General features: G+C 70.5%; 18 protein-coding genes and 1 pseudogene. 10 read left to right on the top strand and 9 right to left on the bottom strand.

The window, feature by feature from the left end; all coding sequences use genetic code 11:
* On the bottom strand, positions 1-206 hold a 206-nt coding region (locus tag ABZ490_RS50830; protein WP_359007411.1), incomplete at its 3' end, for a transposase.
* Positions 207-304: 98 nt separating this feature from the next.
* Here ABZ490_RS50830 and ABZ490_RS50825 point away from each other — a divergent pair.
* Positions 305-595, top strand: coding sequence for a hypothetical protein (locus ABZ490_RS50825; protein ID WP_359007408.1), 291 nt, complete (start codon positions 305-307; stop codon positions 593-595).
* Positions 596-698: 103 nt separating this feature from the next.
* Here the strand turns inward: ABZ490_RS50825 and ABZ490_RS50820 are convergent, their stop codons facing one another.
* Together ABZ490_RS50820 and ABZ490_RS50815 are read right to left on the bottom strand one after the other, a co-directional pair.
* Positions 699-1,577: a LysR substrate-binding domain-containing protein gene (locus tag ABZ490_RS50820; protein ID WP_359007405.1), complete on the bottom strand. Its 879-nt coding sequence runs from the start codon at positions 1,575-1,577 to the stop codon at positions 699-701.
* A 97-nt stretch (positions 1,578-1,674) separates the two neighbouring features.
* Positions 1,675-2,613 carry a hypothetical protein gene (locus ABZ490_RS50815; protein WP_359007402.1) on the bottom strand — a complete coding sequence of 313 codons (939 nt, stop codon included), beginning with the start codon at positions 2,611-2,613 and terminating at the stop codon, positions 1,675-1,677.
* A gap of 613 nt (positions 2,614-3,226) precedes the next feature.
* Between ABZ490_RS50815 and ABZ490_RS50810 the strand changes: the two genes are divergently transcribed.
* The 8 genes and pseudogenes from ABZ490_RS50810 to ABZ490_RS50775 all read left to right on the top strand — a co-directional run bounded on the left by ABZ490_RS50810 (position 3,227) and on the right by ABZ490_RS50775 (position 10,983).
* On the top strand, positions 3,227-3,991 hold the full coding sequence (locus ABZ490_RS50810) for an alpha/beta hydrolase (protein WP_359007399.1): 765 nt from the start codon (positions 3,227-3,229) through the stop codon (positions 3,989-3,991).
* A gap of 1,231 nt (positions 3,992-5,222) precedes the next feature.
* Positions 5,223-5,583 (top strand): annotated as a pseudogene (locus ABZ490_RS50805) (lamin tail domain-containing protein); the annotation flags it as partial.
* Between the two features lie 106 nt (positions 5,584-5,689).
* Positions 5,690-5,995, top strand: coding sequence for a hypothetical protein (locus ABZ490_RS50800; RefSeq protein ID WP_359007396.1), 306 nt, complete (start codon positions 5,690-5,692; stop codon positions 5,993-5,995).
* Positions 5,996-6,256: 261 nt separating this feature from the next.
* On the top strand, positions 6,257-6,850 hold the full coding sequence (locus ABZ490_RS50795; protein ID WP_359007393.1) for a helix-turn-helix domain-containing protein: 594 nt from the start codon (positions 6,257-6,259) through the stop codon (positions 6,848-6,850).
* Between the two features lie 139 nt (positions 6,851-6,989).
* Entirely contained in the window at positions 6,990-7,724 is a 735-nt protein-coding gene (locus tag ABZ490_RS50790; RefSeq protein ID WP_359007390.1) for an NAD(P)-binding domain-containing protein, read from the top strand.
* A 272-nt stretch (positions 7,725-7,996) separates the two neighbouring features.
* Entirely contained in the window at positions 7,997-9,337 is a 1,341-nt protein-coding gene (locus ABZ490_RS50785; protein WP_359007387.1) for an NtaA/DmoA family FMN-dependent monooxygenase, read from the top strand.
* Positions 9,334-9,840 (top strand): flavin reductase family protein, encoded by a 507-nt coding sequence (locus ABZ490_RS50780; protein WP_359007384.1) that lies wholly within the window; start codon positions 9,334-9,336, stop codon positions 9,838-9,840. Before ABZ490_RS50785 ends, ABZ490_RS50780 begins: the two co-directional genes overlap by 4 nt.
* 123 nt (positions 9,841-9,963) lie before the next feature.
* Positions 9,964-10,983, top strand: a complete 1,020-nt coding sequence (locus tag ABZ490_RS50775) for an LLM class flavin-dependent oxidoreductase (protein ID WP_359007381.1) — start codon at positions 9,964-9,966, stop codon at positions 10,981-10,983.
* Positions 10,984-11,011: 28 nt separating this feature from the next.
* Here ABZ490_RS50775 and ABZ490_RS50770 read toward each other — a convergent pair whose 3' ends face one another.
* From ABZ490_RS50770 to ABZ490_RS50755, 4 genes are read right to left on the bottom strand one after another with little or no spacing between them, the layout of a single operon-like run.
* Positions 11,012-11,140 carry a hypothetical protein gene (locus tag ABZ490_RS50770; protein ID WP_359007378.1) on the bottom strand — a complete coding sequence of 43 codons (129 nt, stop codon included), beginning with the start codon at positions 11,138-11,140 and terminating at the stop codon, positions 11,012-11,014.
* Between the two features lie 9 nt (positions 11,141-11,149).
* Positions 11,150-11,482, bottom strand: coding sequence for a hypothetical protein (locus tag ABZ490_RS50765; RefSeq protein ID WP_359007375.1), 333 nt, complete (start codon positions 11,480-11,482; stop codon positions 11,150-11,152).
* A 40-nt stretch (positions 11,483-11,522) separates the two neighbouring features.
* Positions 11,523-12,383 (bottom strand): DUF3592 domain-containing protein, encoded by an 861-nt coding sequence (locus ABZ490_RS50760; protein ID WP_359007372.1) that lies wholly within the window; start codon positions 12,381-12,383, stop codon positions 11,523-11,525.
* Between the two features lie 15 nt (positions 12,384-12,398).
* Entirely contained in the window at positions 12,399-13,535 is a 1,137-nt protein-coding gene (locus tag ABZ490_RS50755) for a hypothetical protein (protein WP_359007369.1), read from the bottom strand.
* Between the two features lie 399 nt (positions 13,536-13,934).
* Between ABZ490_RS50755 and ABZ490_RS50750 the strand changes: the two genes are divergently transcribed.
* A complete protein-coding gene (locus ABZ490_RS50750; protein WP_359007366.1) occupies positions 13,935-14,255 on the top strand; it encodes a hypothetical protein in 321 nt (106 codons plus the stop codon).
* Between the two features lie 387 nt (positions 14,256-14,642).
* Here ABZ490_RS50750 and ABZ490_RS50745 read toward each other — a convergent pair whose 3' ends face one another.
* Complete coding sequence (locus ABZ490_RS50745) at positions 14,643-15,623, bottom strand: hypothetical protein (RefSeq protein ID WP_359007363.1); 981 nt, start codon at positions 15,621-15,623, stop codon at positions 14,643-14,645.
* A gap of 218 nt (positions 15,624-15,841) precedes the next feature.
* A complete protein-coding gene (locus ABZ490_RS50740; protein WP_359007360.1) occupies positions 15,842-17,362 on the bottom strand; it encodes an alpha/beta hydrolase in 1,521 nt (506 codons plus the stop codon).
* Positions 17,363-18,015 lie beyond the last annotated feature (653 nt).

Here is an 18,015-nt window from a genome sequence, read left to right as displayed (position 1 = left end):
CATCTGATCAGCCGTTTGTGGGCGGTCTGGAACGAGCCGAACTCGTCGGGGAGGTCCCGCCAGGGCGAGTTGGTGCGGTACTTCCACGCGATGGCCTCGAGGATGCGGCGGTGGTCAGCCCATCGCCGTCCGCGGACCGGATCGGCCGGCATCAGCGGCTCGATCCGGTCCCACATCGCATCAGTGATCACTAACCGGACAGACACATCCGATCAACTGACCAACCCATCAAAGAGACACGCGCTAGCGGCGAGACCTGCCGCCGCTCGCCGTCCCGGACGTCCAGGCCGACACCGTGGACGGGATGCGCAAGCGGCTCGCCGGGCTGCTGAACGACCCCGAGTTGCTCGCCCGCTACAGGGCGGCGATGGAGGGGCAGGCCGTCGGCCGGATGGTGCCGAGCCTGCCGTACATCGACGGCATGCCCGTCCACGGCGCTCTGCGGATCCGCCTGACGACCGCCCGCGCTGTGCTGAAGGTCGGCGAGGACGCGGTGACCTTCTCCGCCGCTGGGAGCGTGTTCGAGTTCGCTCGCGGGCTTCCTCGTACAGACCGGCCTCATGCCGCCCCTGGCTTGAGCCGCCACTGTCCTTGAGGCCCGGTGCCCGGGGATTCAACCGGGCGCTCCGACCACGGGCTCGCCCGCCACCGGGCATTCGCCGTGCTTCTCCCTGCCGCCGGGATACCGGGACCGGATGTCAGTTCGGGCCCGGGCCGAGCATGCGGCAGGAGAGTTCGGCGAACTGGTGCAGCTCGGGCATGGTCCGGTGCTTGCTGTAGGCCAGGGCGACCATGCGCGGTGCGACACCCTCCAGGGTCAGGTAGGCGACATCATCACGGCGGTAGAAGCCGGCCATGCCGGCGGGCATGACATAACAGCCCGCACCGGAGGCGACGCCTTCCAGGCACTCCTCGATCGTCACCGGAAACCGCCCGGCATCCGTCTGCGGCGCGAGGGGCTCGCGTGGCAGGCGCCCGCGCCATTCGGGGACGTCCCGGGGGTTCTGCAGCAGCACCATGTCGCGCAGATCCTCGACGTGCACCGTCTTGAGGTCCGCGAGCGGATGCGCGCTCGACAGCGCCACCACACGGGGCTCGGGGAACAGGGGTACCACCTCGAACATGCCCTCCGGCAGCGGCAGCCGCACGTAGCAGACGTCGACCCGCCCGTCGATCAGGAAGTCGGCCTGGTCGGTGATCGAGGTGTGCACGACCTCGATGTCGAGCTGCGGCGCCATCGCGGCGAACTCCCGCACGATGGGGGTGACGACGATGCCCGGCATGAAGCCGATGGCGAAGTGGTTCACCTCCCGGTTCGCCCTGCGCACCCGCTGCTGCACCGCTTGCGACATCGCCAGCATCGGTCGGGCGTCCTCCAGCAGCTGGTGACCCGCCCGCGTCAGCACGGTGCCCTGGCGGTCCCGTAGGAAGAGGACCACGCCCAGATCTTCCTCCAAGGCCCGGATCTGGCGGCTGAGCGCGGGCTGGGTCATGTACAGACGGCTTGCCGCTCGCACGAAGCTGCACTCCTCTGCCACGGCCACGAAGTAGCGCACCCGGCGCAGATCGAGGTCCATGAGGCTCATGGTAGCCGCGCCTGTCCGGCATATGCCTCAACGGCCGTGCCTGGCAAAGGAGTTGTCGGCCGGTCCGGGCGGGAGGCCGGGCGCCGCTTCAGGGAGCGGCGTCCCGGTTGCGCCGACTGAGCTCATAGGCTGCCTGGCGGGCGCGCATCAGTTCCCCGAGCGGCCGATGCTCCTTCGCCGCGATCCAGGGGTTGAAGCTGCTCTTCTCGACGGCCTCGGCCAATGCCTGGTCCGGTGCCTGCCGAGGCAGGCGCAGTCGCGCCACGGTGAGCCACGGCGCGTCCCAGCGGGTCGACGAGTCCTCGATCGGGGTACGGTGCTCGTCCTCGAAGAACTGGGCCTGGAAGAGGAACTCCAGGTCGCCGTCCGAGAGCCGCGCATAGAGGTCGGCGGCCAGATCCTTGCGTGCTTCCTTGTTGATCGTTGCCGAGGCCGCGCACAGCTTCAGGCGGGCCGCGTAGTCGCCGAACGCGAGGGGCATGATGCTGAAGAAGTCGTGCGTGGCGAAGCCACTGAACGGCTGCACCATGTCCCGGAAGTTCGCGACGGCACGGCGCGTGAGCTCCGGCTTCATCGCGGCCTTGCGGAGCGCGGTGCCGGGCGCACTCGTGGAGAGCTCGACGATTCCTACGACGTCGGCGCTGCCACGGACCTTCAGGGTCTCCTGACTGACGAGGGTGAAGTTCTGCTCGACATCGGTTGACGTCGGCGTCGAGGCCCCGAGCACTTTGATCGCGAATCCGCGTATGTCGGGTGCCCGGTCGACGGAGAAGTTCCCGTTGGACAGGCGGACATGTGCCTCAAAGACCGCGGGGGTGGCGAAGATTCCTTGTCGCGCATAATCAGGAAGTCCGTCCTCGACCACGAGGGCGGCTTTCAGGGCAGCCACTTGATTGCGGTGCAGCGCCCGCCCCGGGCCGTGCTTCTTCAGTTGCTTGCGTTGCAGTTCGCTGAACACATGCACCTGTTGCGCGTGCCGGGTTCTCTCGTCGGGCAGGAACACTTCGCGCCACTGAGTGCTTGGCATAGAACAACATCCTTCTCGATGGTCGTGCCCCCCGTCGGACAGAAGGCGGTCACAGGCTGACGCCGGTGTCGGCGCCCGTGCACTTCAGCCCCGCCGTGCTGGGGGGCGGCCGCGTCGCAGCCTGCACGTGAGTGCATAGATCACTGCTCCGAGGAGCGTTTCATCCACCATCCGCCACAGGGACTTCACTGCTACCGCGCCTTCTGTTGCGCCGAGTTCCGACTTCGCCGAGCATCGCGGCCCGCGACGCGGCACGCCAATGCCGATTGCCCGAACCGTCATGCCGATCGGGCATGACGCCGGGACGGTGGGGTGTGCACGACACCCGGGAAGCCTCGGAAAGCCGAAACCGACAGCTGCGGTGACGCGCATGCCGGACCGGCATCAGCGAAGCAGGATCGGCATTGGCGGGACAGCAGACGAGGCAGCCATGGTCGATGTCGTGAAGCGCCGCGGACGGCGGCAAACAGGCGTTTGGCTTTCATGCCACGCTGTATGCCGAATTACGCCGTTTCCCCCTACCGGCGCGATAGCGCAATTCGAGAGGAATAAACACGACATGAAGTCCACCGATCGAATCAAAGCATGGGCAGCTGCCGGACTCGTGAGCGGCGTGGCCGTAGCCTCGCTGGCCGTCACGAACGACCTCGCCGCCGCCTCGCCGGCGGCACACCGCGCGAAGCCGACGGTGGTCCTGGTCCACGGGGCGTTCGCCGACTCCTCCAGCTGGAACAGCGAGGTCGCCTACCTGCGACGGCACCGCTACCCGGTCTACGCGATCGACACGCCCCTGCGTGGCCTGGCCTTCGACAGCGCCTATGTCGAGGCACAGCTCAACACCGTCAAGGGGCCCGTGGTACTGGTCGGCCACTCCTACGCGGGAGAGGTCATCAGCCAGGTCGCCGCCGAGACGCCCAAGGTCAGGGCTCTCGTCTACGTGGCGGCCCTCATCCCCAGGGTGGGAGACTCCGCCAACTCCCTGATCGGACAGTTCCCCGGCTCACAGCTCACTCCGCAGAACCTGCGCACCGTTCCGCTGCCCGGCGGTGACACCGACGTCTACATCAAGCCCGGCAAGTACGGGGCCGTGTACGGCAACGGACTGTCGACAACGGACATCGACGTCGCCTCGGTGACCCAGGAGCCGATCGCCTTCTCGGCCTTCAGCGACAAGGCAACGGTGAACCCGCCGGCCAGGACACCGAAGTGGGCCGTCGTCGCGACCGAGGACCACGCCGTGCCGACGGCCGCCCAGGACTTCGAAGCCGACCGGGTGGGAGCCCACCTCATCCACACGCGCTCGGGCCATGACGTTCCTTCGATCAGTCCGGAAGCGGTCAATCGGGCCATCGTCGCCGCAGCCGACTCCGTGGACTGACCGGCCCCGGCAGCGGAAGTGCCTCGTTCCCCTGTGCGCCGGGACCCGCGGGGGAGCGAAGACGACGGCACGCACTTTCAGGTGAGCCTCCCGGGTGCACTGGGGTACCGCAGACCCGGCGGTCAGGGCTGGGGCCGTTGGGAGGTCTGCGCCAAGCCGCCACTCAAGGTCGGCCAGAGCCGACGAAGCAGCCGGACAGTGCCCGTCACCACCAGCGTGTGCCGGCAGCTTGCCCGGCGCGGCCCACAGTCAACTGCGTTCCACCGACGGTGCATGAGAGGTCGACCGTGCCCCGCTCGCCGGGCACCACATGCGTGATCGGCTGCCGCGGGCGCCCTACCTCTGGGCGGGAGCCTGAGCCGGTCCCGCCCGGAGGCGGGCGCGCCGCCGCTCAAGGGAGAGGTTGTCCCGGATACGCGGAGGCGGAGCCGTCGGTGCGCGTCGATCAGCCGGTCCTCCAGCACGAATCCCACCGTGCCGACGGTAGACCCCGCCGGGAAGAGCTGAGTGGGCAGATACGCGAGCATGCCCTCGCGCACAGCTGATCCGCCGCGCTCCGGTAAACCACGCACGGTACCGAATCCACCGTGCCGCAGGGTGCTCCCGCCGGCTCGACAGGAGCCCGTGCCGGCAACGGGCGGAAGGTCGCGCTGTGGTGAACGGTGTGGTCGGCCACCGGGCGCGACGGCTGTCCGCCGGTGGCGCTGGTCTTCACGCAGAGAGTCGGGCAGCTCGCCATGCTGACCCGCATACGGGAGGTCGGCGAACTCGCGCTCGAGCACTGGCGCGGCGAGTGGAACGGCGACAGCCGCGGCCCGGGGCAGAAGCCGGACGGCTACCGCGACTACGACCGCAAGGCCGCTGCCGTCCACCACCTTGAAGCTGCTCGCCGAGCACGCTCCGCACGGCCCGTGTGGTGGCGTTACGGCCATTCCCCCTGGGAGCCCCTCGCGGACGCGCTCGCCAACCCGGACGACTTCGGCCCCTGCTCGGCGCGCGCCGACGCCCGCGGCAAGGCGCAGGAGGCCGAGTACGAGCGCGCCAGGGTGGAGAGGGAAGGGCAATGGCGCCGGACGGAGGCCGCCATGTGGGTCTGCCCGATCCGCGAACGCTACGCCCACCCCGACGAAGGGCTGACGTCCGGCGGGGAGTGCGGCCCGTGCCTCAGCAACCGTCGGCGCACCGCTGCCGAAGCCGTCCAGCACCCGCCACGACCACCACCGGCTGATCACTCTCGGCCGTCCAGTACGACTCCCCGGGACGTGGCGACCGCTCCAACCGCTTGCTGGACGAGGGTTGAACAGGAGTGGGTGGAGCTGACCGACACCACCCGCGGCGCGGTCAACCTCGACGGCTGGACGCTGGAGCACGCCTCCGGCCACACCTACACCTTCGGCGGCTACCGCCCGGCCGGGCCGCGCCGCCGTCCGGATCTGCACCGGCGTCGGCCGCGACACCCGCACCGACGTCTACCAGGGGCGCGGCGCCTACCTGGGGAACAACGACCGCGACACCGCCCCCTGAGCAACGCCCGCGGCCGCGTCATCGACGAGGAATCCTGGGGCTCGCACCGCCGCGGCGGCCGCCGCTGACCCATCCTGTCGCCGGTGACCGTCGGCCTGGCGGTCACCAGCCCTTCAGGCTGTGCGCCCGGATACCGGTCAGGTGCCGGGTGCACAGCCACGCCGTCTGGACGGCATGCGTGCCGACATGGTGTTCGCCGTGCCTGGCCACGAGGTGATGCCGCTGCTGTTCGTGGAGGTCGGCAACGGGGCCGAGGGCCTGCCGGTGGTCGCGGACAAGGTGCAGCGCTACCGCCGCTGCTTCGCCCGCCGCGTGTCCACCGGCACCAGCAACCGGCGGGAAGTCGCGCTGTGGCGGACGGTGTGGCCGGCCACCAGGCGCGACGGCTGCCCGCCGGTGGCGCTGGTCTTCACGAAGAGCGTCGTCCGCGTGGGCGAGTCCGTCGCGTGCGTCAATGGCATCGTCGTGAGCTCTGCCTGACCCACACGGCTCCTGCCTCGTTCGGCGGCTCCCCCCCGGAATTCGCCCCTCGGCCGGGGGCGCTGCGCGTTTCGGCCTGGTCCCGGGCCGCCGTCGGCTTCGCGCACCGCGACGCCGCACTGCTGGACCGCGCCCCAAACCTCACGCGCTGGGCACCCCGTGCGATTTGATCGGAGGGATCCTCCGCTTTACCGTGGAGGCAATTCGGAGGTAGCCTCCGCTTCGGATCGGGGCGCCGTACGAAAGAGTGCAGGAGGGTACATGAACGCCAGGGAGCAACAGGGGCGCAAGCCCCGCGCCGACGTCCAGCGCAATCGCGCGGCCCTCCTGGAGGCTGCCCAGCGCCACTTCCTGCGGGACGGGATCGGTACGTCACTGGAGGCGGTCGCCAAGGAGGCGGGCGTCGGGCCGGGAACGCTGTACCGGCACTTCCCCACCCGGGAGGCCCTGCTGGCGGCCGTACTCCAGTCCCGCACCGAGGAACTGGTGGCCCGCCGCGAGAGCATCGCCGGCCTCGACGACGCCGGTGTGGCGCTGGCGCAGTGGCTGCGGGCGATGGAGGACTACCTCAGCGCCTACAGCGGACTCCCGGAACCCCTCATGGCGGCGACCCGAGCCGAGGACCCGGACAATCCGCTCACCGTCCCCTGTGACGAGCTCATCGCCACGACCGACGCGTATGTGCGAGCCGCACAGCGCACAGGGTACGTACGCCCGTCGGTGACGGGCTACGACCTGTTCCTCGCGGCCTGCTCGGTCGCCTGGATCAAGGGCACCGGCGCCACCGGGGAATCGGTCGAACGGCTGCGGGCGCTCGTCGCCCGCGGATACCGCGAGCCGGACGGCCGCATCTGACGGTCGGCACCTCGCTCAAGGCCGGACCACGGGGACACCCTGGCGCCCGAGGGGATCCGGCAATGGCCCGGCGATCCCGCCACCCCGTCATCACATCAAGCCGCCCGCAGCGGTGGCACAACCTTCTAAGGGACAAATCATGAAAATAACTGTTATCGGCGCTGGAGCGATCGGTGGAAACCTGGCCCGCAGGCTGAGTCTGGCCGGTCACGACGTCCAGGTCGCGGACGCCCGGGGGCCCGAGGCCGTCACGGCCGAGGTGCTGGAGGCGGGCGCCCGCGCGGTGGCCCTGGACGCGTCGGTCCAGGGCCGGGACGCGATCGTCCTGGCGATCCCGTTCGGGGTGCAAGGACAACTGGCGGAGCTGATCGCCACCGCCCCCGCCGCGACCGTGGTCATCGACACCTCGAACTACTACCCGCACCTCAGCGGGCGGATCGAGGCGGTGGACGACGGCCAGGTGGAGAGCGTGTACGCCTCCGGGCTTCTTGGCCGGCCCGTCGTCAAGGCGTGGAACGCCGCACTGGCCGAGACCCAGCGCACCCGAGGTCTTCCGGCAGGCGCGGCGGGCCGAATCGCCATCCCGGTCGCCGGCGACTCCGCGGACGCGAAGAAGGTGGCCATGAGTCTCGTCGACGACACCGGCTTCGACCCCTGCGACGCCGGCGCTCTGTCCGACTCCTGGCGCCAGCAGCCGATGGGCCCTGCCTACTGCACCGAGCTGACCCTCGACGAGCTCCCCGCCGCCTTGGCCGCGGCCGACCGCGTCAAGGACACCGCCGTCCGCGACAGCATGCTCGAGCGATTCGCCGCTCTCCCTGACAGTCCCACCCTGGACGACCTCGTCGAGATGAACCGCGCCGCCCACCGGTGACACCCACCTCCCGCAGGAGGGCGCCCGCGCGGGGCCGCTGCGCCGGAGACGCCACGGGACGTGCCCAACGTCCGCGCGCCTCCGGTGCCGCGGCCTCGCGCGGCTGCGCTGCGCGGCCGCCCGCCGGACTCGCAGGCGCAGCGGCCCGGACGTATCGATCGCACCCGGTGCTCCCGGCCACCACTCTCCTTGCAATACGGAGGCACTCTCCGTATTGTCGGGAAGGTAATCGGAGGAACCCTCCGTTTCCTTTCGCCTGTTGGAGGCGTCCCATGACAAGCCGGCAGATGCTCCTGGCCATGCAGTTCAACAGCGGCTACGGAGCCGAGCCCGGGGCGTGGCGGCTGCCCGGGGCTAACCTGTCCAGCTACACGGACATGGACCAGTTCGTGCGCTACGCACAGGCCGCCGAGCGCGGCAAGATCCAGCTGTTGTTCATCGCGGACACCCCGGCCCTGGACGTGGACCTGGAGACCGAGCACCCGCACACCCCCATCGACCCGCTCCTCGTCCTCACCGTGATAGCCCGCGAGACCGAGCGGATCGGCCTGGTCGCCACCGGCTCCACCACCTTCAACGAGCCCTACAACCTCGCCCGCCAGTTCAAGGCCCTGGACGTGATCAGCCACGGCCGGGCCGGCTGGAACGCGGTCACCACCTTCCACCCGGCAGCCGCGGCGAACTTCGGCTCTCCCATCCCGCCCCGCGCGGAGAAGTACGAGCGCGCCGACGAGTTCGTCCAGATCGTGCAGGCCCTGTGGGGCAGCTGGGAGAAGGACGCCTGGGTCCTCGACGTCGCGGGCAAGCGGTTCGCCGACATGGGCAAGATCCAGCCGGTCGACCTGCGGGGCCGCCACGTCGCCTCCCGCGGGCCGCTGCCCATCCCGCCCTCCGAGCAGGGCCAGCCGGTCATCTTCCAGGCGGGCGGCGGCGGTTACGGCACGGAACTGGCGGGGCGGTGCGCCAGCGGCGTCTACGCCAACCCGATGACGATCAGCGACGCCATCGCTCAGCGGGGCGCCCTGCGGGACGCCGCCAAGCGGGCCGGGCGCGACCCGGACGAGGTCAAGGTGTTCGCCGGATTCATGCCGACCATCGCCCCCTCCCGCCAGGCCGCCCTTGAGCGGCGCCGCTTCCTGGACGAGTCCGTCGACCTTCGCCAGCGCGTCCGCTACCTCGGCGCAATGATCGGACTGCCGCTCAGCCACGAGCAGCTCGACAAGCCGCTGACCGAGCGCCAGTTGACCGATGCCGCACCCAGTCCGCACGACGCACGCTCCGCCCGCGCCCTCGAGGTGGCGCGGCAGGGCTGGACTCTTCGAGACGTCCTGGCGCACGGCGTCATCGACTACCACCCGGTCGTCGCCGGCACCGCCACCGACGTGGCCGACCACATGCAGGAATGGTTCGAGGCTGGGGCCTGCGACGGCTTCTCGCTCGCCATCGACGGCTACCACGACGGCGTCGACGCCTTCGTCGACCAGGTCGTCCCGACCCTGCAGGAACGCGGCCTCTTCCACCACGACTACACCGGAGCCACTCTCCGTGACCACCTCGGAGCCCGCGACCAGTACGGACTCGACCCCCGCGTCACAGAAACGGCCCGGTCATGACCACCACCCACCTCCCCGGCACCGCCACCCTGCAGGTGTTCCGCGACGCCATGGCCACCGTCGCGTCGCCCGTCGCCGTGGTCACCGCGATGGACGGCCCGCGCCCGCACGGCACCACGGTCAGTGCCTTTGCCTCCCTGTCCCTGACGCCCCCCATGGTCCTGGTGTCCCTGGACAACCGCTCCCAACTCCTGGCGATCATCCGCCGCACCCGACGCTTCGGCCTCAACATCCTCGGCAGCCACCAGGCCGGACTCGCCGCCGCCTTCGCCACATCGGGCCGGGACAAGTTCGACGACGTCATCTGGTCGCCCAGCACGAACCTGCCCCGCCTGCCCGGCTCGGCGGCATGGATCACCGCCGACGTCGACGACTGCATCACCGCCGGCGACCACACCCTCCTGCTCGCCCACGTCCGCGCCGCGGAACCCGGCAAGAAGGGCTCCAAGCCCCTCACCTACCAACAGCGTTCCTTCGGCACCCACACGCCACTGACCACCTGAGCGGCGCGCTCTTCCGCACAGCCCTCGCCGGGCCTGCCGGGCATCCCCTCACACGTCGTGCGCACAAGACAACTCCGCTGCCCGGCGGCCCTCGACCGGGCTGCCAGCAAGGACACAAACACCATGAAACTCTCCCTCGTCGAGCTCTCCACCGTCACCCCCGGCGGTGACAGGGCCCAGGCCCTCAAGGACTCCGTCGACGCCGCACAACAGGTGGAGGACCTCGGCTACCACCGCATCTGGTACGCCGAGCACCACGACGCCGCCAGCGCCGCCTCCTCAGCACCCGAGATCCTCATCGCCCTGGCCGCGGGCGCCACCTCCCGTATCCGGATCGGCTCCGGCGCGGTGCTGCTGAATCACTACAGCCCCTACAAGGTCGCCGAGACCTTCCTCCAGCTCGAAGCCCTCGCACCGGGCCGCATCGACCTCGGCCTCGGCCGCGCCACCGCGGGCCCCGTGGTCGACCTCGCCCTGCGCCGCGACCGCGACGCACCGCCCGCCGACGATTTCGCCGAGCAGGTCCACGAAGTACTCGCCCACTTCAACGGCCACTTCCCCGCGGGCCACCCCTTCGCCCGCCTGAACCCGGCCGCGGGCGTCGCCTCGCGACCGGAGGTGTGGATTCTCGGCTCCTCGGGCAACAGCGCCCGGATGGCCGGCGAACTCGGCCTCGGCTACGCCTTCGCGGGTTTCATCAACCCTGACGGCGCCAGTCGCGCCCTGCTGCGCCACGGCGCGTTCTCCGCACCCGCGGCCAATAGGCCGGCCGGAGGTCGCGGCATCCTCTCCGTCGGCGCCGTGGTCGCCGACACCGACGCCGAGGCACGGCGGCTGAACTGGTCCAGGACCGCCCTGATGGCACGCCTGGCCCGCCAAGGGTCCGCGGCCCAGGTTCCCACGGTCGAGGAAGCTGAGCGGGAACTCAGCCAGGACCAGAAGGACACCCCCGCCGTCATCACAGACGGCCGCTGGCCCCGCCAGCTCGCCGGCAGCCCGCAGACCGTACGGGATCAGCTGGAGCAGATGACCAAGGCCACCGGTGTCGACGAAATCATGGTCCAGGACATCATCGCGGACCCCGCGGACCGAGCCCACTCCCGTGCCCTGCTGGCCCAGGCCCTCGACGTCGCTGCTCGTTGACGGTCCCCGTGGAGAGGCGTTGGGCAGATCACTGGTGCGGACGGTGAGGAAGCGGGGCCGGTTCGCCGAGCTGGGCGATGTTGCCGAAGTACAGCCGGAACACCTCGAAGGTCCCGTGATCGACCCTCAGACACACCACTCCGTGCCCGAGGACCATGGCTCCGCGTCACACCACCCGTCGGCCGGCGAGCGCGGCCACTTCGGTGAAATAGGCGCGGAACAACGGCTCGTCGCCGCGCGGTACCCGGACCGCCTCCGTGGACGTGTACCCGAAGGCCGCCAGGTCGGTGCCGTAGAGGGCGGCGTTCGGGTCGCGTACGACACCGAAGGTCAGCTCGCCCGGCTTGTTCGGCTTCTTGTAGTGCACCAGCACCCCCAGCCGGTGCAGCGGGATCCGGAGTGTGTGCGGCATGCCGCTGCCCGTCAGTGGGAACAGTTCGAACACCCCCCGGTCCACGCGCACATGCAGGTCTTCGTAGTCGAACGTGAGCGGATCCATGACGGGAAGATACCCCGTGCACACCGCTCCTCCTCGGGCGTCACAGCAGTACCGCCCCGACGACGACCGCCGCGGTTCCGAGGAGCAGCGCCACGACACTGAAGGTGATCTCGTGTGTGCGGGAGCGGTGCTCCGCCGCGAGGTCCGTGGTGAGGACGGCGGGGTCGTCGGGCGTGTAGTGGATCGTGACGTCCCGGCCGTAGGACTTCGCATGGTTGGGCAGTCCGTCCGGGCAGTAGGCGGTGACGGCCGTGCCCTCGTGCGTGGTGAAGGCGATGACCGGCGTGTGGCTGGTGGAGGTGAAGCCCTCGCTGTCGGTGCTGGTGTCCGAGAGCACGGCGATGACACGGCCCGGAACAGGGGGGCGGGAGGTGAGGGCGTCGATACGGCGGTTCGCGACGGGCGCGACCTGTGGCAGGTAGAGCGCGGTGACGATCGCCAAAGGTCCGCCCGAACCGATCAGGGCCCATGGCCAGGCCCAGTCGATCGCGGCGAAGACCACCAGGCCGACGTAGATCAGGAAGACGGCGAAGCTCGGCCACCCGAGCCCGCGTCGGCCCTCCGCGAGGTCGTGCACGAAGCGGTAGGCATGCGGTCTCCCGCGTGGATAGCGGATACCGATCTCCCGTCCCACCCAGGCCGTTGTGATGCTCTCGCCGTGGCCGGTGTCGTTGGTCACGGTGAACTCCTCACCGCTGGACGGGTCCCGGAACGTGACGACCACGGGTATCCCGTCACGCTGGGAGCTTCCGTGCCGGGGCTCCCGCACCTCCTCGATCCGCCCCATGACCCGCACCGCCCGCTGGGCCTTCGTCACCCCGGCCAGTGATCGGCCGTACCCGACCACCGCGACGGTGCCGAACACCGCGCACCACAGCGCCAGATATCCGTGCAGGTCCATGTGCCTTCCCTCTCTTCAGCCGGCCGTAGTGCGCCGCACCACCGTGCCGTCACCGTCCGCCTCGAGCGACGCCGTCCCCTCGGCACCCGTCACAGAGACCCTGATGGTCAGCGAGCCGGTGAGGCGTTCCACGGTGACCTGCCAGGACCGCGGGGAACCGACACCGAGGCTGCTCCTCGCTTCCTCGACCAGAGCGGGGAAGCGGTCATACGGCAGGGACTCCGGGTCGAACGTCGGGGCGTTCGAGGCGGTGGGCGCGTACACGACGGACAGCAGCCGGTCCTGTACGACGACGGTGAGCGCCGCGCGTGCCTCGGTGCCCTTGGTGAGCGCGCCGACGGCCCTGCGCAACTCGCCCTTGTCGAGGAACGACTGGCCCGGGCCGAGGGCGACCGAGCCGGAGGCCGACGACACCACGGTGGTGGACGTGGACGTGGACGTGGACGTGGACGTGGACGTGGACGAGGAGGAGGAGACGGACGGACGGTCGGAGGACCCGGACCCCGCGGAAGAGCCCTCGTCGAACAGCTCGGCGCGGAACCCCAGGACCACACCGGCCGCGGCGAGCAGCATGACGACCAGCATGACGAGACCCACGGCACAGCTCTTGGGAGTCTCGCTCACCACGGCCGGACCGGGCGCCGAGTCGAGGCGTGCGTCGGCCGCCCGTTCCTCCCACAGCGGTGTCGGCCGCTTCACGATCCTCACCCGCCACGGCCGGTCCGGCGGATACTGGACCACCACGACGGCACCCGGCCGGTAGTCGGCCAGGTCCACGAGATTGATGTCCTGCGTGAACGCGACACGGTAGGCCGGTACGCCGTCCGGCGCGACGGTGAGATCGAACCGCACCGCCACGTCGCTCGTCGCCTCGCCCCCGACGGCCTCCCGGCTCTCGACCATCGCGAGCGCCGTGTGCGGGGCGATCGCCGCCTCCCGGGCCAGCCTCGGCACCCCGGCCAGGAGGACGAGCAGGATGTAGGCGACGGGCAGGACCAGGCCCGCCACGAACAGCAGCACGCTCTCGATGAGGGCACCGACGACGAGGGCGGCCAGCGACGCCCCGACGACCCCTCCGGTCAGGATTCCCCGGGCGAGGGCGACGAGGGTGTTGCGTGCGGGCGGGGACACGGTGCCCGTGGTGATCGTCATAGGAGTGATGATCTCCGGCTCGGGTGACGACCGGTAGATCTCAGGGCATCCGTCTCGGGGCTCATGTGAGGCCCGAGTGGGCCAGGCCCTCGACGAACTGGCGCTGGGCGGCGACGAAGACGTTCCCTATCTCGCCCCCGTAGGAGTCGGTGAGGCGGGTGAGTGCCTGTGGCTGTGTGAACAGCTCCGGCGAGGAAGGCCAGCGAGAGGGATGAAGATGGCCTGCATGATCAGGGCTGGACAGAGAGGTGTTCCCGGTGGGTGGGTGCGCCCGGGGAAGGCAGGCCGGGGCGGTTCGAGGGTGCGCAGGTACGGGTCGACGGGGCGGACGCGCACGATGTGTCTGGCCGCGCTGGGAGTGGTCCAGGTCGCGACGCCGGATCCGATCCGCAGGCTGATGTGTCCGGGGACGAAGGACGCGGCGACGGCGCGCGGCGGCTGAAGGATCTGGAGATGGAGTGTCTGGTGCCGGCGGCGGGAAGCGCGGTCCGTGTCCGTGAGGACGGGGTGCGGGTGGCGGAGAAGCGGTGGGCGCTGACCCCGGCCGGGCTGGAGGCGGCGGCCGTGGTCCTGGACCGTCCGGCCCGGGAGATGGGCGGCACCGCCAAGGCAGCACCGGCTTCCGGCGCCAAGCCCGCCCGCGCGGTGACCGATGTCCTGGACGCGTTCCTCCAGACCCCGCCCGAGCCGACGCAGCCCGTCGCCCGCACCCGCACCTGACGCGCCGTCGGCCCCGCCCGCACGGCCGGAGGGGCTGGGGGCGCTGATGGCCTGGCCGAGGGCCCGGCGCTGGTCGCGGACAAGGTGGAGCGCTACCGTCGCTTCTTCGCCCGCCGTGTGTCGACCGGGACGGGCGACGGGCGGGAGGTGGCGCTGTGGCGGACGGTGTGGCCGGCCACCGGCCGGGACGGCTGTCCGCCGGTGGCGCTGGTCTTCACGAAGAACGTCGGGCAGCTTCCCATGCAGGCCCGGACGGCCGCGCACGCCCCGAGGCAGCACACCCTCGATGGGGTCGTCACGGCCGGCCGACGACTCCGATCGTCCGTCGCCGAACTGGCAGCCGGTGGGATGGACGCGGCCATCGTCGTGCAGGGCCTCGATCGAGCATCAGGTTGCATACCGCCCTCTCGCAGCGGGTGGTTCGGCGGTGCTGACGTCCAGAACCGTCACGCCCAGCACGAGCATCGGCTCGACGCCGACCTCCAGCAGCACCCGCGTCATGATGAACGGGCGGCCGGAACGCGTGTGTTCCTCCCCGCGGGCCCTCCAGCGGATTCGGCTGGGCACCCACAGCCTGTCGTCGACCTGATAGGCCAGAGGCCTGCCGAGCAGGCCGTCGAAGGCCAGGAGGCCCGTGCCGGGCACCGGGAAGTCCGAGGTGAAAGGCCGCGCAGGCCCCGTGATCACGGCCCGCACCTGCTGCACAACCGCATCCGACCGCACCAGAAGGTTCAAGTCCCTGGCATTTAGCGTCACCTTGGTACCCCATCGCTTCAACAGCGCGGGAATGCCGTCCTTCATCAGACCCAGGAACAGCGATCTGTCCGTGCCCAGACGCTGTTCTGCTTCCGCACGCAGGTCGGGGTGAAACGCGGAGCGTGCGGCGAAGTCCTGGTTACCGGAGAGGAACCAGAGCATCTGGTTGCGGTCCTCGAAAGCGGCGAGCAGGGTCAGCCAGACCACGGTGTCACGGATGCCGTGGGCTTCGGCCTTGCCGCCGTCTCCGTCGACCGATGCGGCCCGGGCGGGGAGGCGGCGTTCGGCCACCCGGTCCAAGGCCTCCTCCTCGGCGCCTTCGGGCGTCGGCAGGACCGTGAAGAACGCATGGAGAGCCTCGTGCCGACGGCGGGCAGCGTCTTCCGGTGAACGCCCTGTCAGCTGCCGGGCCCCGAAGCGGTGGTGCGCGAGGTGCTCGACCGCCACCGTCTGGGGCACCGCGAGGGTGTGCCCGTGCAGGTCGGCCGTCGTGTGCAGCATCCTGAACACGCCCTCGTCAGGGAAGCCGGCCAGTTCAAGCTGGTCGGTGTCGAGGACGATCAGTGCTCCTCGGTCCGTATCCGGCAGATACCGGTTGGTCATGCGTCCCATCGATCAGATCCCCTCCGCCGCAGCCACGGCCCGTCCTCCACCCGGCCCTGCCGTGCGAGGACGAAGCCGGTGCCCTTCGCAGGCGTCGAACCACCGCCTGGCGGCGGGACACCATCGCGACACATATCACGCAAGCAAGGTCAGTAGCGATGGGCCAGCACCGCTATGTCCGCGCCGAAACCGAGCCAGGACGAGCACCGCAGTTGGGCCTCCGGCCGTCAGGACCGGCAGGTGACGTCGCGGGCCGGAAGACGGCCCGTGATGAGGTAGGCGTTGACCGTGCGGGTGACGCAGGCGGGGGCGTCGGGCATGCCGTAGATGACGTGGCCGCGACCGTCTTGGACCCGGACCATGCGCGAGCCGCGCAGGGCGCGGTGCATGGCCAGGCCCTCGGACAGCGGGGTCTGGGAGTCCCACTGGTTCTGGACGAGCAGGGCACCCACCCAGTTGTCGACGCGGGTCGCCGCCTCGGATCCCTTCGGCCAGAACGCGCACGGCGTGATGTTGGCGGTGAAGTCGCCGTAGAGCGGGTTGCGGGCCTTGTCGCGGATCGCGTCGAGGCGGTAACGGACGGGGTTGCGGGGCCAGGAGGCGGAGTTGTCGCCGCACATGATGGCCAGATTGAGGGCGATGGCGTTGTCGTCCGCGGGGTCCGCCTTGCCGCCGGTCGGGGCCGGGTCCGGGCGGGTGGTGGGTGAGGTGCGCAGGTCTGCTAGTTCCCGGGCGGCTTGGTAGGGCGCGTTGGAGAAGTCGGCCCGCAGCCAGTCGCGGATGTCGTCGCCGGTGACGGCGGCACCCTGGTGGGCCTCGTCGGTTCCGCGGTAGCGGATCGGTGTCCGGTTGGCGCGGGCGACCTGCTGCCAGAAGGCGGCGCGGACTTTCGCCGGGGTGTCGCCGAGGTGGTAGGCGTGGTCGCGGCGGGCTATGAGCCGGCTCCACTCGCGGAAGGCGGGCTCGGCGCCGGTGGCCATGGCGAGGTTCGTGTGGCGTCCGAAGCGGTTCGGATCGACGGCGCTGTCGAGCACTATGCGGTCGCTGTGGCCGGGGAAGAGCTGGGTGTAGACGGCGCCGAGGTAGGTGCCGTAGGACCAGCCGAGGTAGGAGAGTTTCTTCTCGCCCAGGACGGCGCGGATGACGTCCATGTCCCGGGCGGTGTTGCGGGTGGTGATGTACGGCAGCCGGGCGCGCTCGCGGGCGATGCACCGGGCGGCCGTGTCCCGGGCGCGGGCGGTGTCCTTCGCGAAGGTGGCCGCGCGGTACGGGTACAGGTCGGGGCTCGCCTCGTCCTGGGTGAGGCCACAGCGCAGGGGGCTGCTCGCGCCGAGACCACGCGGGTCGAAGCCGACGAGGTCGTAGCGGTCCCGGACGCTCTTGGCCAGGGCGTCCTGCATGGCCACCGGGTCGTCCAGAGCGAGGTCCCCGGGGCCGCCGGGGTTGGACAGCAGGACGCCATGGCGCTTGCCGGGCACGCTGGTGCGCAGCCGGGAGATCTTCAGAGCCAGAGTGCGACCGCGGGGATGTGCGTAGTCGAGGGGCACGGTGACGGTGGCGCACTGGTAGGAGGCCGGGTAGCGGTCGGGGCTTCCGCAGCGGTGCCAAGCGGGGTGCTGATCGTAGTAGCGGGCCAGGTCCGAGGGGCGATCGGAGGCCGCCGCGGTCGGTGCTCCCTGGGAGACGGGTACGCACAGGGTGGCGAGCAGGGCGGCCGCTGCGAGAGAGGCTTTGTGTACGGGGCGCATGGACGACGTCTTTCGGAGGAGAGCCGGTGACGACGTCCACTCTTCGCGCACCGCACCGGACGCGCCTCGGCCGAAAGGTCGTCACCTCGCCCGGGCCTTGTCTGGGTTCTCAGCCATTCGGCCAGACCTCGCCCAGTCGGACGCCTGGCGCCACAGACGCTCCTCCGACAGCGTGTTCGTCGTGGACAACGGACACGCGTGAACCCTGTCCATCACTTGATTTCGTACGCCCACGACGGTCCCGTCGGCAGTTGCGTCACGGACCGTGCGAGGGCGACGTCCACGGGCCACTCCATCCCAACAGCCTGCACCTTTGGGGCACCGGCCTGCTGGTGTACTCCCGCACGGCCAGCAGACGGTCCACGAGCCCGGCCGCGCTGCGCGACCGGGCCCTGAAGTGGTCTGCGGGGTTCTCGACTGTCTGCTGAGCGTCCTGCCGAACCGCCCGTCTGTCGTCACCCGCACGGGTGACGCCCGCTCACGCCGCGGCAACTTCCTTCGCTCCGGCCCGGGAGGTGCCGAACCGCACCTCCCGCCATTCCGTGGGCGTGCTCCGTTTCAGGGTCCGCATGTGGTCGAACTCGACTCGCCTCACCCGGAGATGAGCGGCGTATGTTGGCCGCGGACCCGGTGGACACGGGCAGGACATCGAC

Origin of the sequence: Streptomyces sp. NPDC005811 (genome assembly GCF_040630405.1) — a bacterium.
GTDB lineage: Bacteria > Actinomycetota > Actinomycetes > Streptomycetales > Streptomycetaceae > Streptomyces.
Note: the sequence above shows the minus strand (reverse complement) of the source record. Positions and strands in the feature narration are given on the sequence as shown.

Coding starts and splice junctions, on each gene's coding strand:
- ABZ490_RS50820 (WP_359007405.1), bottom strand. CDS start 1,577: ATGGACCTCGATCTGCGCCGGGTGCGCTACTTCGTGGCCGTGGCAGAG.
- ABZ490_RS50765 (WP_359007375.1), bottom strand. CDS start 11,482: ATGGATCCGCTCACGTTCGACTACGAAGACCTGCATGTGCGCGTGGAC.
- ABZ490_RS50755 (WP_359007369.1), bottom strand. CDS start 13,535: ATGACGATCACCACGGGCACCGTGTCCCCGCCCGCACGCAACACCCTC.
- ABZ490_RS50815 (WP_359007402.1), bottom strand. CDS start 2,613: ATGCCAAGCACTCAGTGGCGCGAAGTGTTCCTGCCCGACGAGAGAACC.
- ABZ490_RS50785 (WP_359007387.1), top strand. CDS start 7,997: ATGACAAGCCGGCAGATGCTCCTGGCCATGCAGTTCAACAGCGGCTAC.
- ABZ490_RS50800 (WP_359007396.1), top strand. CDS start 5,690: ATGCGTGCCGACATGGTGTTCGCCGTGCCTGGCCACGAGGTGATGCCG.
- ABZ490_RS50760 (WP_359007372.1), bottom strand. CDS start 12,383: ATGGACCTGCACGGATATCTGGCGCTGTGGTGCGCGGTGTTCGGCACC.
- ABZ490_RS50825 (WP_359007408.1), top strand. CDS start 305: ATGCGCAAGCGGCTCGCCGGGCTGCTGAACGACCCCGAGTTGCTCGCC.
- ABZ490_RS50795 (WP_359007393.1), top strand. CDS start 6,257: ATGAACGCCAGGGAGCAACAGGGGCGCAAGCCCCGCGCCGACGTCCAG.
- ABZ490_RS50740 (WP_359007360.1), bottom strand. CDS start 17,362: ATGCGCCCCGTACACAAAGCCTCTCTCGCAGCGGCCGCCCTGCTCGCC.
- ABZ490_RS50775 (WP_359007381.1), top strand. CDS start 9,964: ATGAAACTCTCCCTCGTCGAGCTCTCCACCGTCACCCCCGGCGGTGAC.
- ABZ490_RS50770 (WP_359007378.1), bottom strand. CDS start 11,140: ATGGTCCTCGGGCACGGAGTGGTGTGTCTGAGGGTCGATCACGGGACC.
- ABZ490_RS50780 (WP_359007384.1), top strand. CDS start 9,334: ATGACCACCACCCACCTCCCCGGCACCGCCACCCTGCAGGTGTTCCGC.
- ABZ490_RS50745 (WP_359007363.1), bottom strand. CDS start 15,623: ATGGGACGCATGACCAACCGGTATCTGCCGGATACGGACCGAGGAGCA.
- ABZ490_RS50790 (WP_359007390.1), top strand. CDS start 6,990: ATGAAAATAACTGTTATCGGCGCTGGAGCGATCGGTGGAAACCTGGCC.